The sequence below is a fragment of the Mesorhizobium sp. M2A.F.Ca.ET.043.02.1.1 genome (genome assembly GCF_003952405.1).
In the GTDB taxonomy this organism is placed as follows: Bacteria; Pseudomonadota; Alphaproteobacteria; order Rhizobiales; family Rhizobiaceae; genus Mesorhizobium.
Map to the genome: position 1 here is coordinate 447,780 of NZ_CP034445.1, position 13,150 is coordinate 460,929.

The 13,150-nt window shown below is 63.2% G+C and carries 10 protein-coding genes and 2 tRNA genes; 3 read left to right on the forward strand and 9 right to left on the reverse strand.

Translation table 11 applies throughout. The features are described from left to right. The first annotated feature begins 131 nt into the window (after window positions 1-131). Both xth and EJ068_RS02155 read left to right on the forward strand, forming a co-directional pair. A complete protein-coding gene (gene xth / locus EJ068_RS02150; RefSeq protein WP_127252173.1) occupies window positions 132-926 on the forward strand; it encodes an exodeoxyribonuclease III in 795 nt (264 codons plus the stop codon). Between the two features lie 245 nt (window positions 927-1,171). After that, window positions 1,172-1,459 carry a hypothetical protein gene (locus tag EJ068_RS02155; RefSeq protein WP_127252172.1) on the forward strand — a complete coding sequence of 96 codons (288 nt, stop codon included), beginning with the start codon at window positions 1,172-1,174 and terminating at the stop codon, window positions 1,457-1,459. Between the two features lie 42 nt (window positions 1,460-1,501). Here the strand turns inward: EJ068_RS02155 and EJ068_RS02160 are convergent, their stop codons facing one another. From EJ068_RS02160 to EJ068_RS02200, 9 genes are all read right to left on the reverse strand, one after another. Next, the gene (locus EJ068_RS02160) at window positions 1,502-2,329 is read right to left on the reverse strand and encodes a tetratricopeptide repeat protein (protein WP_126060391.1); all 828 of its coding nucleotides are present in this window, start codon (window positions 2,327-2,329) and stop codon (window positions 1,502-1,504) included. Beyond that, the gene (gene ilvD / locus EJ068_RS02165; RefSeq protein ID WP_126082279.1) at window positions 2,316-4,040 is read right to left on the reverse strand and encodes a dihydroxy-acid dehydratase; all 1,725 of its coding nucleotides are present in this window, start codon (window positions 4,038-4,040) and stop codon (window positions 2,316-2,318) included. Before ilvD ends, EJ068_RS02160 begins: the two co-directional genes overlap by 14 nt. A 289-nt stretch (window positions 4,041-4,329) precedes the next feature. Then, window positions 4,330-5,571, reverse strand: a complete 1,242-nt coding sequence (locus tag EJ068_RS02170; protein ID WP_127252171.1) for an OmpP1/FadL family transporter — start codon at window positions 5,569-5,571, stop codon at window positions 4,330-4,332. A gap of 364 nt (window positions 5,572-5,935) precedes the next feature. Next, on the reverse strand, window positions 5,936-8,719 hold the full coding sequence (locus EJ068_RS02175) for a valine--tRNA ligase (RefSeq protein ID WP_127252170.1): 2,784 nt from the start codon (window positions 8,717-8,719) through the stop codon (window positions 5,936-5,938). Window positions 8,720-8,929: 210 nt separating this feature from the next. Then, window positions 8,930-9,754: a PopZ family protein gene (locus EJ068_RS02180; protein ID WP_127252169.1), complete on the reverse strand. Its 825-nt coding sequence runs from the start codon at window positions 9,752-9,754 to the stop codon at window positions 8,930-8,932. Between the two features lie 230 nt (window positions 9,755-9,984). Next, window positions 9,985-11,373, reverse strand: a complete 1,389-nt coding sequence (locus EJ068_RS02185) for a TolC family outer membrane protein (protein ID WP_127386118.1) — start codon at window positions 11,371-11,373, stop codon at window positions 9,985-9,987. A gap of 184 nt (window positions 11,374-11,557) precedes the next feature. Further along, complete coding sequence (locus EJ068_RS02190; RefSeq protein WP_127252055.1) at window positions 11,558-12,232, reverse strand: protein-L-isoaspartate O-methyltransferase; 675 nt, start codon at window positions 12,230-12,232, stop codon at window positions 11,558-11,560. A gap of 93 nt (window positions 12,233-12,325) precedes the next feature. After that, window positions 12,326-12,399: transfer RNA gene (locus tag EJ068_RS02195), tRNA-Cys, on the reverse strand. A 164-nt stretch (window positions 12,400-12,563) separates the two neighbouring features. Continuing rightward, window positions 12,564-12,824, reverse strand: coding sequence for a hypothetical protein (locus tag EJ068_RS02200; protein ID WP_126082274.1), 261 nt, complete (start codon window positions 12,822-12,824; stop codon window positions 12,564-12,566). A gap of 207 nt (window positions 12,825-13,031) precedes the next feature. Between EJ068_RS02200 and EJ068_RS02205 the strand changes: the two genes are divergently transcribed. Then, window positions 13,032-13,106 (forward strand) — tRNA-Asn (locus EJ068_RS02205). The last annotated feature ends 44 nt before the right edge of the window (window positions 13,107-13,150 follow it).

Genomic DNA, 13,150 nt, shown 5'->3' on the forward strand with positions numbered 1-13,150 from the left:
GCGAGCCGGGTAGCGCGTGCCTGTCCCCTGGCTTTGGCAGGAATGCGGCCGGACGGCCTTTCTAAAGGTCCGCGCAGGCAATACGATCCGCTTCGTCGAACGCCTTCCGTCCGAACAGCATCGAGGCCTGCATGAAGATCGTCACTTGGAACATCAACGGCGTTCGCGCCCGCATCGGCAACCTCACCCATTGGCTGACCGAAAGCGCGCCGGACATCGTTTGCCTGCAGGAGATCAAAACAGTGGACGAGCAGTTCCCGCGCGCCGAGATCGAGGCGCTGGGCTACAATGTCGAGACCAATGGCCAGAAGAGCTTCAACGGCGTCGCCATCCTGTCGAGGCTGCCCTTCGACGAGGTCAATCGCGGCCTGCCTGGCGACGATGCGGACGACCATGCCCGCTTCATCGAAGGCGTCTTTTCCACCGACCAGGGCGCTCTGCGCGTCGCCTCGCTTTATCTGCCCAACGGCAATCCGGTCGAGGATGAACGGAAGTTTTCCTACAAGCTTGCCTGGATGGCACGGCTGGAGCGCTGGGCGGAAGAACGGCTGCGGCTTGAGGAAGCGCTGGTGCTGGCCGGCGACTATAACGTCATTCCCGAACCCGCCGATGCCCGGTTCCCGGAAAACTGGCTGGGCGATGCGCTGTTCCAGCCGCAGACGAGGCAGGCCTTCCGCCGGCTGAAGAACCTCGGCTTTACCGAAGCGGTGCGCTCGGTGACCGACTCGGCCGGCGTCTACACCTTCTGGGATTATCAGGCCGGCGCCTGGCAGAAGAACAACGGCATCCGCATCGACCACCTGCTGCTGTCGCCGGAAGCCGCCAACCGTTTCTCGTCGGCCTCGGTGGAAAAGCACGTCCGCGCCTGGGAGAAGCCCTCCGATCACGTGCCGGTCGCGATCGAGCTCAGCCTGCAGCCGGCCTGAGAAGTTCCAGTCCTTAGCTCAGGGTCTGTTGAGATTCAGGTCAGGCAGAGCCGGAGTCGAAGACGGGCGCGAAGCGACCAGACAAGGTGGTTTCCGAGAACCGGAGCGGAGCGTACTTCAAAGTACGTGAGCACCGGAAGCGCAGGAAGCCGCCATTCGCAGGCAAGCATCACCTGAATCTCAACAGACCTGGACCTGATATCGCCACAAATCCCCTCTTTGATGCGGGTGGCTGTGGGGGTTGAATGGCGATCCGATTTCTTTTCAGGCCGGTCGGCCTTGCCTTGGCGCTTGCCGCCCCGACGCCCTCGCTGGCGGCGCCGACCTGTTTGGCCAACGGCAAGTCCTTCAATGTCGGCCAGACGGCATGCCTGACCATTGCCGGCGAAAGCCATCTCGCCCGCTGCGACATGGTCCTCAACAACACATCCTGGACGAAGATCAAGGATGAATGTCCGGGAGACGCGCCAAAACCGCACCCGACCTCGATCTCGACGCCCGGCCCGACGCCGACGGAGCCGACTGAAAACTAGAGCGCCGCGGGCCTCACCCCTCGAAGGGGGAGCATCCGACGCTTACTGATCGCCGTTGTTGCCCTTGGTTAGGATGTCGTCGGCGAGCGAGATCGCGGTCCGGCGATCGGCCTCGCCGGCCGCGGCGAACGCCTCTTCCTGCATGCTGCGGATCCAGGGCTGATCAGCTGCCGGAGCCCGCTGAAGCGCCGCCGTCATCATCGCCAGGCCGCGCACGATCTTGCCGCTCTGGAACAGGAGGTTCCCGAGCGTCGCCTGCGCGCCGGCGTGGCCCTTCTCGGCTGCCAGCTGCAGCCAGCGGCCGGCCTGCTTGACGCTCGCCTTCACGCCGCCCTCGCCCTTCAGGAACATCCGGCCGATCTCGAACTGGGCGTTCGGATTGCGGTAGTTGGCGGCGGCGCGCATATAATATTCCTGCGCCGCGACTTCGTTCTCCTCGACCGGCGTGCCGGGAATGCCCTTGCGCAGATAGTCGCCGAGCGCCACCAGCGCGTCCGAAACGTAGCTTTCTTCCGGCGAGCCGGGCTCGACATCCTGGTCGACAATCTCCGAGAAGAACTTGAAGGCGGCATAGTCGTCGCGCGTCACGCCGTCACCTTCGGCATACATGCGCGCGAGCTTCCAGGTGGCGCCGATCTGGCCGTTTTCGGCGGCGTATTTATAGGCCTCGACCGCCTGGTCCTTGTGGCCGCTCTTGTAGGCCGAGAAGCCGAACTGGAACACCGCCCACGGGCTCGACTGCGGCTTCACGCCGGTCTTGTCGTCGAACACCTTGTCGTCGAAGGCCATGGCCTGCCCGACGGCGCCCAAGGTCGCAAGCGCGACCAGTGCCGAAAAGACAGACGACCTCAACACCTCAGATGTCCGCATAGCAGTGCGTTTCTTTGGCCCCACCCGGATGAGTCACCGCGCCGTCGCGGGCCGGCCCTACCGTTTGCGCATATTTCCATATCGCGCCCGACTGATAGTCGGTCTTGCGCGGCTTCCATTTCTTTGCCCGGGCCGCCAGCTCGGCGTCCGACAGGGCCACTTCGATCGTGCCGTTCACGGCGTCGATCGAGATCACGTCGCCATCCTTGATCAGCCCGATCGGCCCGCCGACCGCCGCCTCCGGCCCGACATGGCCGATGCAGAAGCCGCGCGTGGCGCCCGAGAAGCGTCCGTCGGTGATCAGCGCCACCTTGCCGCCCATGCCCTGGCCGTAGAGCGCAGCCGTCGTCGACAGCATCTCGCGCATGCCCGGACCGCCGCGCGGCCCCTCATAGCGGATGACGAGAACCTCGCCCTCCCGGTAGTTGCGCTGCGTGACCGCTTCGAAGCACTCCTCTTCCGAATCGAAGCAGCGGGCCGGCCCTGAGAATTTCAGTTCCGACATGCCCGCGACCTTCACGATCGCACCTTCGGGGGCAAGGTTGCCCTTCAAGCCCACAACGCCGCCTGTCTTGGTGATCGGCCGATTGGCGGGACGCACAACATCCTGGCTCTCATTCCAGGCAACGTGCTCCATATTTTCGGCCAAAGTGCGGCCAGTGACCGTCATGCAGTCGCCGTGCAGATAGCCGTGATCGAGCAGCGTCTTCATCAAGAGCGGAATGCCGCCGGCCTCGAACATGTCCTTGGCGACATATTTGCCGCCCGGCTTGAGATCGGCGATATAGGGCGTCTTCTCGAAGATCGCGGCCACGTCGAAGAGGTCGAACTTGATGCCGGCCTCATGCGCGATTGCCGGCAAATGCAGCGCCGCGTTGGTCGAGCCGCCGGTGGCCGACACCACGGTCGCGGCATTTTCCAGCGCCTTGCGCGTGACGATGTCGCGCGGCCGGATGTTTTTCGCTATCAGTTCCATGACCTTTTCGCCCGAGGCGAAATTGAAGCGGTCGCGCATCTCGTAGGGCGCCGGCGCGCCGCAAGAATAGGGCAGTGCCAGGCCGATCGCCTCGGCGACGGTGGCCATGGTGTTGGCGGTGAACTGGGCGCCGCAGGAACCGGCCGAAGGACAGGCAACCTGCTCGATCTCAAGCAGTTCGGCATCGCTGATCGTGCCCACCGAATGCTGGCCGACCGCCTCGAACACATCCTGCACGGTGATCTGCCGGCCGCGATAGCTGCCGGGCAGGATCGAGCCGCCATAGATGAAGATCGAGGGCACGTTGAGGCGCACCATCGCCATCATCATGCCGGGCAGCGACTTGTCGCAGCCGGCAAGCCCGACAAGGGCGTCATAGCAATGGCCGCGCATGGTGAGCTCGACCGAATCGGCGATCACCTCGCGCGACACCAGCGACGACTTCATGCCCTGGTGGCCCATGGCGATGCCGTCGGTGACGGTGATGGTGCAGAATTCGCGCGGCGTGCCGTTGGCGGCCGCAACGCCCTTCTTGACCACCTGCGCCTGGCGCATCAGCGAGATGTTGCAGGGCGCAGCTTCATTCCAGCAGCTCGCGACGCCGACCAAAGGCTGCGCGATCTCGGCCGCCGACAGGCCCATGGCATAAAGATACGAGCGATGCGGCGCCCGCGCCGGACCTTCGGTCACGTAGCGGCTGGGCAGCTTGGCCTTCGAGATTACCTTGGCGTCCATACTCGTCCTTGCCGCACACCCCGCGGCCGGTCCCCTCGCCGCGCCAACCTGGCACGCATCCCGGGACATAACTCGGGTGCTCCGGGTTTATGGCGGGAAGTGGGCAGTTCCCTCGGCAAGGCTTTTAGCGCGGGGGTTGTTCATAAACTGTTGCCGAAACGTCACAATCGTATGAGGCGCCGGCTGGGCAGCGAATCTGGAATATCGGGCCGAGAGTTCAGGCTGGACGGTCGGTCACACAACAAAAAGGCCGGGCATTGCCCGGCCTTTTCGGTGAATTTTCAGAGACTTAGAACTTGATCTTGAGGCCACCCGAAATCGCTGTGACCAGATCGTTGCCAACGTCATAGGTAGCGTCTTCGCCCGCGATAAAACCATTCTCGTCGGTAAGCGTTCCGGAATGGCCGCTGGTCATAACTCCGATGGCCCCGGCCAAGCGAAACTCGATGTTTGGCCGAGGCGTGTAGGCAACGCCGCCGCCGAGCGTCCAAGTGTCGGTTTGGACACCATAGCCATGCGAGGTGCCGCGATCCCAAGTAAGCTGGCCAGCGGCACTCCATTGATCGTTGAACTTGTGGCCGATGCCGCCGGAAACGGTCCAGCCGTCCCGATACATGAGGTCGAGCGAAGTCGGTCTGACAGCCGGGTTCGCCACGCCACTGTTACAGGCGGCACCGAGCGCCTTCGACTGTTCGGTACAAATCGGAACAATCTGCAGAACGCTCCAATTCACCCATTTGACCGAGCCAAAAGCGAGCCAGCCGGGCGCGATGCCCGACTGCAGCTTGAACTCGACCGTGTCCGGCATGGATTGGGTTGGAGCGTAGATCGGGGTGGAGACGACGCCACCGATGTCCAACGTGCCAGAAATGTTGTCGAGCTTCACCTGCGAATTGTAAACAAGGCTGGCGCGCAATGCGATGTCCGGGATTTCATACGCAATACCCGCACGCCACCCCCAACCGCTGCTGTCAAGATCGACACGCCCGACCATGGGGCCAAAGCCGATGTCTGTTAAGCCTTCCTTGAAGCCGTAGACCTTCTGATAGAATACACCGCCCAGGAACCGAAGCTGGCCTTTGCCCGCGTCAAACTTATACGAGCAGGTCGCCGCGTAATTGTCGCTCTTGATGTCAGTTTCAATGTTCGAAACCGCGCCATTCCAGTTACTACCAGGCGCGGTATGTGCGCCCCAAGGCTGCGAGTAGTCGAACATGCAGTCGACACCCTGGACGACCTGGGCTTTGACGCCGATGCGCGGGACCCAGTAAGGCTCCGCTCCGTCTGCCGTAGAACTAAAGCCCGGGCCCAGGGGAGCCCCGCCAGGACCAAGTGCATTCTTGTACTTGCGATCCGGCATCACATAGGTCGCTTCGGCTTCCGTTGCGACAGGCGCCGGATCGAACAGCAGATCGATGTCGTAGCCGCCGCGCTCCAGACCGCCGGCATGCGCGGGATGCATCGCGGCGCCGATCAATGCGATCGAAAAGCAGCCTGCCCCCGCCAGAGCTTTGAGCCGCAGAATATTCATGGAAATCCCTCCCCGAAATACAAGTGGCTCAAGCTAGAACCAATTCGGGTTAACGACGCAACAATGTTTTCAAGAGCTGTACATGTACACCTTGACAGCACGCATTTTCGCCATGGTGAGAGGCGCCGCAATTGGTGCCCCAAATCGCGACAACCGCGATCAAACGGCAGAAAAAATGCGAAGAAAAGACCCAAAACAACGCAAAAACAGCTGATTTTGAGGCCGACAGGCTCCCATTGTTACATTATGGCAACAATGGGGCGCAAACTTTCCGTTTACGTCAAAATTAACGTAGCGACACGCCCATTTTCGAGGCAGCTAACGTACCGGAAAGCGACTCTGGAGCGAGGCCGAATCTTCCTGCTCAGCCCGCGTCGCGAACCCTTGTCAAAGCCACCGAAAGCTTCTCCTGCGCCTCGCGATATTCGGCGAGTTTCTCGCGCTCGGCCTCGACCACCTCTTCCGGCGCGTTGGCGACGAATTTTTCGTTGGAAAGCTTCTTGTGCAGGCGGGCGATCTCCTCGGTCACCTTGGCCAGTTCCTTCTGCAGCCGCGCGGCCTCGGCCTGGAGGTCGATCAGGCTGCCGAGCGGCAGGCTTATCGTCGCCTCGTTGAGCACGATCTGGGCCGAGCCCTTTGGCGGCGCGTCGACCAACGCGATATCGCCGACGCGCGCCAGCCGCTTGATCGCCTGGGCGTGACGCTCCAGCCGCTCCTGCGTCAGCGAGTTGGCGCCGATCACCATCAGCGGCGCGATCGCTGCCGGCGGCACGTTCATCTCCGACCGCACCGAGCGGATGCCCGAGACGAGGTCGACCAGCCAGTTGATGTCGGCGGCAGCCTCCTCGTCCTCGAAGTCGGGCGACGGCCAGGCGGCATGACAAAGCAGCGAGGAGCGCTCCTTGCCCTCGCCAGCGGTCTGCGCCCACAGCTCCTCGGTCATGAACGGCATCATTGGATGGAGCAGCTTGTAGATTTCGTCGAGCACGAAGGCGACGCAGGCCCGGCTCTCGGCCTTGGCGGCCTCGTCCGTGCCCATGAACACCGGCTTCAGCAGTTCCAGGTACCAGTCGCAAAACAGGTTCCAGACGAAGCGATAGGCAGCGCCCGCCGCCTCGTTGAAACGATAGCTGGTAATGCCTTCGGTCACCGCGCGCGCCGCCCGCGTGAGTTCCGTGAGGATCCAGCGATTGACCGGCAGCTTGGCGTCGTTCAGCCAGAAATCGTCGTTGCGCGCAACCTCGTTCATCTCGGCAAAGCGCGTCGCGTTCCACAGCTTGGTGCCGAAATTGCGGTAGCCGGCGATGCGCGCCGGATCGAGCTTCACGTCGCGCCCTTGAGCCGCCATCACAGTCAGCGTGAAGCGCAGCGCATCTGCGCCGTATTCCTCGATCAGGTCGAGCGGATCGATGACGTTGCCCTTCGACTTCGACATCTTGGCGCCGTTCTTGTCGCGCACCAGCGCATGCACATAGACGGTGTGGAACGGCTCCTCGTCCATGAAGTGCAGGCCCATCATCATCATGCGGGCGACCCAGAAGAAGATGATGTCGAAGCCGGTCACCAGCACGTCGGTCTGGTAATAGGTCTTGAGCTCGGGCGTCTGGTCGGGCCAGCCGAGCGTCGAGAACGGCCACAGCGCCGACGAGAACCAGGTGTCGAGCACGTCCTCGTCGCGGGTCAGGATCTCGCCCGGCTGGAAATTCTCGAGCTTGTCCTCTACCCAGGCCTTCCACGGCCCTTCCAGCGCCAGGTAATATTCGACCGCCGCGGCCAAAGCCTCTTCCTCGGTCTTCTCGACGAAGACATGCCCGTCCGGCCCATACCAGGCCGGGATCTGGTGGCCCCACCAGAGCTGGCGCGAAATGCACCAGGGCTGGATGTTCTCCATCCAGTCGAAATAGGTCTTTTCCCAGTTCTTCGGCACGAAGTTCGTGCGGCCCTCGCGCACCGAGGCGATCGCCGGCTTGGCGAGCTCGGCGGCGTTGACATACCATTGGTCGGTCAGGAAAGGCTCGATCGGCACGCCGCCGCGGTCGCCATGCGGCACGGTGTGCCGGTGCGGCTCGATCTTGTCGAGGAACCCGCCCGCTTCCATCAGCTCGACGACCTTCTTGCGAGCAGCGAAGCGGTCGAGCCCGTCGAGCTCGTCCCATACGGCCTGGCGCTCCGGCGTGACCTCGAGACCGGCGAGGAAATCTTCGTTGTCCTTGAGCTTGATGGCGGCTTCGACCGTCAGGATGTTGATCGCCGGCAGCTTGTGGCGCTTGCCGACCTCGAAATCGTTGAAATCATGCGCCGGTGTGATCTTGACAGCGCCGGAGCCTTTCTCCGGATCGGAATACTCGTCCGCCACGATCGGTATCCTGCGGCCGACGATCGGCAGCACGACGTTGCGGCCGACCAGATCGGTGAAGCGCTCGTCACCCGGATGCACGGCAACCGCCGTGTCGCCAAGCATCGTCTCGGGGCGCGTCGTGGCGACCGTGATGAAGGTCCTCGGGTTCTCCGGGTCGAACGCTTCGCCTTCGATCGGGTAACGGAAGTGCCAGAGATTGCCGTTGACCTCGTGCTGCTCGACCTCGAGGTCGGAAATGGCGGTGAGCAGCTTGGGGTCCCAGTTCACAAGGCGCTTGTCCTTGTAGATGAGGCCTTCCTTGTAGAGCGTGACGAAGACTTCCAGCACCGCCTTGGACAGGCCTTCATCCATGGTGAAGCGTTCGCGCGACCAGTCGGCCGAGGCGCCGAGGCGCTTCAGCTGGTTGAAGATCGCGCCGCCGGATTCGGCCTTCCACTCCCACACCTTCTCGATGAACTGCTCGCGCGTCAGATCGCGGCGGTGGATCTGCCTTTCCATGAGCTGGCGCTCGACCACCATCTGCGTGGCGATGCCGGCGTGATCCATGCCGGGCTGCCAAAGCACGTTCTTGCCGCGCATGCGCTCGAAGCGCACCAAAATGTCCTGCAGCGTGTTGTTGAGCGCATGGCCCATATGCAGCGAGCCGGTGACGTTCGGCGGCGGGATGACGATGGTGAAAGCTTCCGCCCCTTCCTCCGCGCCGGCGCCGGCCCGGAAGGCGTCGGCCTCTTCCCAGATTTTGGCGATCTTCGGCTCGACGGTCTTGGCGTCGTAGGTCTTTTCAAGCATGGAGGAGGTCCGAACTGTCGGTAACAAGCGTCCGGTGTAAATCGGAAGGTCTTGGCCGAGTCAACCGCGAGAGCAGCAATCACTGCCACAGATAGGCCTGCCCTCGACCAGCGACAATCCCGGCCGAGCGGGAGCTACGCGCGCTCACCTAAGAGCCTTGAACAAGCCACCGCCCGAAGGCGGCGCTTTTCAGCCTGCGTGTTGCGGCGGCTACTGCGCGCCGCGCGCCACGCGCTCGATCTCTTCGCGCACCAGCCTTTCGACCAGCGTCGGCAGGTTGTTGTCGAGCCAATCCTGCAGCATCGGCCGCAGCATCTCCTCGGCCATTTCATCGAAGCTCTTCTTGCCACGGCTGGCAAAGGCATCGGAAAGCTCGCCGAAAGCGGCGGCAACCTGCCTGCCCGTGTGCTCGGAAAGGATCGCGGGACGGGACGGCTGAGCCTCAGGCGCGGAGGACTGGGGAGCGCCGGCATGCGCGACAGCTTCGACCGCTGGTTCTTCCTTGTCGATCTCGACCCGCGGCGCGGCTTCCGGAGCCCGGACAGCCGGCTTCGCCGTAACGGTGCTGCCTCCGGCCGCGGCGATTTCCCGCCGCCAATCGGCGACAATGGTCTCGGCGGTCTGCGGCGCATTTGCAGCGGCGGGCCTGTTGGCGGCTGCCGGCGCGCTCGGCTCGACCGCGTGTCTGACACCAGCCTCCGCCGGGGTCGCCGGCGCTGCCTTCACCGGCTCCGGGCGAGCCTCGGCGCGCGCAAGCACTGGATCGGTCGCGGCAAGCTGGGCCTGGACCTCCGCCAGCGTCGCCGGCTTGCGGGGACTGGCATCGGCATGCAGTTCGGAACGAAAGGCGTCGACCTCGACAGCGGGTATCGCAGCGGAGGGAGTGTTGACGGCGGCCGGTTCCAGGTCCTGGCGCAGGTCACCGGCCTCGGCCGGCTGCTTGCGACCGGTATCGCTGTCCTCGATGATCCTTCGGATGGAAGCCAGTATCTCTTCCATGGAAGGTTCGCGCTGCGCGCTGCTTGCCGTCGCCATCGTCACATCCGCCGCCCTTGTGACCCATTACGCAATTCCGTTCCTGCCCGGGCCGGAATTCGAATCAGTGGAGACAGCGTAACCGACCGATCGCCATCCGAGAATCCCCAATCTGGGGACTCTTTGGATTTCAACAGATTAGGCGATGCGCAGCCCGGTCAGTCATCCGGAAAAGATAAACGCCGCGCATCCATGGGACGCGCGGCGTTTATCGAAGCTTGGATCGGAAATCAGCGTCCGTCGGGCGTGCGCAATCCGATCCACTTGTCCTTGACGGCGTTGTAATGCTCTTCCGGCCTGTATTTGGTGACCGCCAGGCCCAAGCGATCGACCGACAGCCGTCCCATCGCCGACAGGATGGCGTAGCTCGCCACCACCACGTCGCGCTCGGAGCTTGCCTGGTTGATCTTGGCGGTGATGACGGCGTTCTGCGCGTTCAACACGTCGAGCGTCGTGCGCTGGCCGACATTGCGCTCCTCGATGACGCCGTTCAGCGCCAGCTGCGCGGCGTCGATGACCTGCCTGTTGGCATCCACGCTTTCGCGCGCTGCGACATATTGCGTCCAGGCCGAGACCACGGCCTGGCGCACCTGGTCGCGGCTGACATCAACCTGGATGCGCGCCTCGCTGAGCGATTCCTTGTTCTGCCGCACAATTGCCGAGGTCCGGCCGCCCGAATAGATCGGTATGGTCAGAGTAGCGCCGATATTGGCGGACGTCGAGCTACCGTTGGGACTGCTGGAGGAACCGGGAGAGGTGTGGCTGTAATTGTCCGAGATGCCGGCGGAGGCCGAAAGCTGGGGCAGCAGCGCACCTTCCGACGACTTCACCGAAAACGCCGCCGCATCGACGAGATGCTGCGTGGCAAGGATGGCCGGATGCTCGGCGGAAGCGACAGCCAGGGCGGAATCGAGATTGCCCGGCAGCAGCTTGCCCAGCGGCGAGGCCGCCTTCAGCTTGCCCGGCTCGTCGCCGACGATCTGATGGTAGGTGGCGGCGCTCGCCAGAGCGGTCGCGCGGGCGGCGCTCAACTGAGCCACGGCCGTGGCGCGCGAGGCATCGGCCTGGGCGACGTCGGTACGGGTGCCCTCGCCGACCTCGAAGCGCGAACGGGCGGCGCGCGCCTGCTCGGTCAGGAACTGCAGGTTCTGCTCGGTCAGCACCGCGACCTGGCGGTCGCGAATCACGTCCATATAGGCGCTCGCCGCGTTGAACAGGATGTTCTCTTCGGTGTTGCGCAGGCTTTCCACGGAAGCCTTCACCTGCGATTCGGCGGCAGCAACATTGTTCTTGGTCTGAAAGCCGTCGAACAGCGTCTGGTTGATCTGCACGCCGAAGCTGCCGGTCGTCAGTCTCCTGCTGGTGCCAAATCCGTGCGTGTTGGTGTAGTCGATGTTGGCCGAACCAGTGACGGTCGGGCGCCAGCCCGACTTGGCGATGGCAACGCCCTCGTCAGTCACGCGCACGCCGGCGCGAGCGGCGTTGAGCTGCGAATTGTACTGGTAGGCTTTGGCGAGAGCGCCCGTAATGGTCTCGGCGGAGGCGGCCAACGGCGAAAGCGCCGTGGCCGAAACAAGGATAGCTACTAAAACACTCTTGCGTAGAGGTAGAGGCGGCACGTTATTTCCCTCATTCGTTTTGCATGGGAACCACGCCGCGTCAGCCTACCCTTGCGGATCGGCCGGCGCCGCGTTGTTTATCGTTCCCCCGCTGACGGCCTCCCGAAACGCCCGGTTAACCAAATCAGCAACGATTGTCAGGCGCAAGCGATCATGACAGCGCCTTCGCTGCAAGGCAAAACGCTCAGAATTCAAACGCGTGAGCACGTTCGAAGCCCGGTAGTGGCTTAATTGCCGCATTAAAGGCCCGTCTTCCGGTTACAACCCCCCCGGCTTTAAAAAACAGCCGGGCCACGCCAGAGTTGCCTTGTCCCTCGACCACAACCAGGCGTCCATCTTCCGCAAGCTGGTCGAGCAGCGCCGGCGGCACTTCCTCGACGCTGCCGCCGACGAAGATGACGTTGTAGGGCGCTTTAGCGGCATGCCCCTGCGGCAGCGGCCCGGTGGCCACGGTAACATTCTCGCAGCCAAGGCTGGACAGCGTGGATTTCGCGGTCTCCGCCAGCGCGGGATCGCTTTCCAGCGCCACCACGGACCGGGCAAGCCTGGACAGCAATGCGGCGGAATAGCCGCTGCCGCAGCCGACATCGAGCACCGAATCACTCGCGTCGATCTCGGCCAGTTGCAAAAGCTTGGCGAGCGGCGACGGCTCCATCAGGTAGCGTGCGCCGCCGCCATTGGCGCCGTTCGAAATGCGGATGTCTTCGTCGATATAGGCCAGATCCCGCTGCCCGGCGTCGACAAAGGCCTCGCGCGGAACGCTCAGCATCGCTTCGATGAGAGGCGCGCTGGTGACATCGGTGGTGCGGACCTGGCCGTCGACCATCTTCACGCGGCGTTCGGAAAAATCAGCGCTCATGTCCCAACAGTCCGCTCCCCGCGCCAAACGCGCGGCTAAAACTTCAACCGGAACCCCCGCTCCGGCGCGATTGCGCTGGAGCCCGCAAGCATCTGGAGGCCTCGCCCGGAATCGAACCGGGGTGCAAGGATTTGCAGTCCTCTGCGTAACCACTCCGCCACGAGGCCTCGCAATGCTCCCGGCGTTCCGAGCGAACTCATTATGTTGACGCTCAAAGGTCGTCAAGCGGCGGCGCGTCATTCCCGATGCTTTCGCATGGAGCGGCCAAAGTGGTGATTACCAATCGGTTGTCGCGACTCCGGCATCGCCGTGGTGCAGCCGTCCCTGCCTCTCAGTCGGGTCGACGCCGACGTTCCCACCAGACGATGAAACGCCGCCGGTGGCGCCGGATCATGGCGAATTCATAGGACAGAACCAGGAGACCGAGCGGAATCATCCAGAAGCCGAGAATCGGCAGAAAGCCCAGAAGCCCGCCAAGGGTAAGCAGCATGCCAATGGCGATTCGCCAGCCGCGTGAGCGCGGCATGGTGAACTCGCGGCCTAAGATCGAAATCTTCCGTGCCGGGGCGTTGTCATCGTCCGCTGCGGTCATTCAAACCAATCCCATCCGCTGCCTAAGCCATGTCAAGGCGATGACCGGCCGCTTTGTTCCGTGCCGGAGTGAAGCCCTTCATATGTGGGCGCGCCGAACGATGGCACAAATAGCCGCATCAAAAACTGGAGAAAAATTGCGAAATGCTGCTTTGCAAAGCCGAAAGGTGTTTGCTATAGGCTGCGCCACTCACGTCAGAGCCTCCGTTCCCCGGTAGCTCAGTGGTAGAGCAACCGGCTGTTAACCGGTTGGTCGCTGGTTCGAATCCGGCCCGGGGAGCCAACAATTCCAAGGTCTTCAGAGTTTTCCAAGTCAGCCCAAAAACG

Excerpts from the sequence above, each read along its gene's own strand:
- xth (WP_127252173.1), top strand. The coding sequence starts at position 132 with ATGAAGATCGTCACTTGGAACATCAACGGCGTTCGCGCCCGCATCGGC.
- EJ068_RS02155 (WP_127252172.1), top strand. The coding sequence starts at position 1,172 with ATGGCGATCCGATTTCTTTTCAGGCCGGTCGGCCTTGCCTTGGCGCTT.
- EJ068_RS02160 (WP_126060391.1), bottom strand. The coding sequence starts at position 2,329 with ATGCGGACATCTGAGGTGTTGAGGTCGTCTGTCTTTTCGGCACTGGTC.
- ilvD (WP_126082279.1), bottom strand. The coding sequence starts at position 4,040 with ATGGACGCCAAGGTAATCTCGAAGGCCAAGCTGCCCAGCCGCTACGTG.
- EJ068_RS02170 (WP_127252171.1), bottom strand. The coding sequence starts at position 5,571 with ATGAATATTCTGCGGCTCAAAGCTCTGGCGGGGGCAGGCTGCTTTTCG.
- EJ068_RS02175 (WP_127252170.1), bottom strand. The coding sequence starts at position 8,719 with ATGCTTGAAAAGACCTACGACGCCAAGACCGTCGAGCCGAAGATCGCC.
- EJ068_RS02180 (WP_127252169.1), bottom strand. The coding sequence starts at position 9,754 with ATGGCGACGGCAAGCAGCGCGCAGCGCGAACCTTCCATGGAAGAGATA.
- EJ068_RS02190 (WP_127252055.1), bottom strand. The coding sequence starts at position 12,232 with ATGAGCGCTGATTTTTCCGAACGCCGCGTGAAGATGGTCGACGGCCAG.
- EJ068_RS02200 (WP_126082274.1), bottom strand. The coding sequence starts at position 12,824 with ATGACCGCAGCGGACGATGACAACGCCCCGGCACGGAAGATTTCGATC.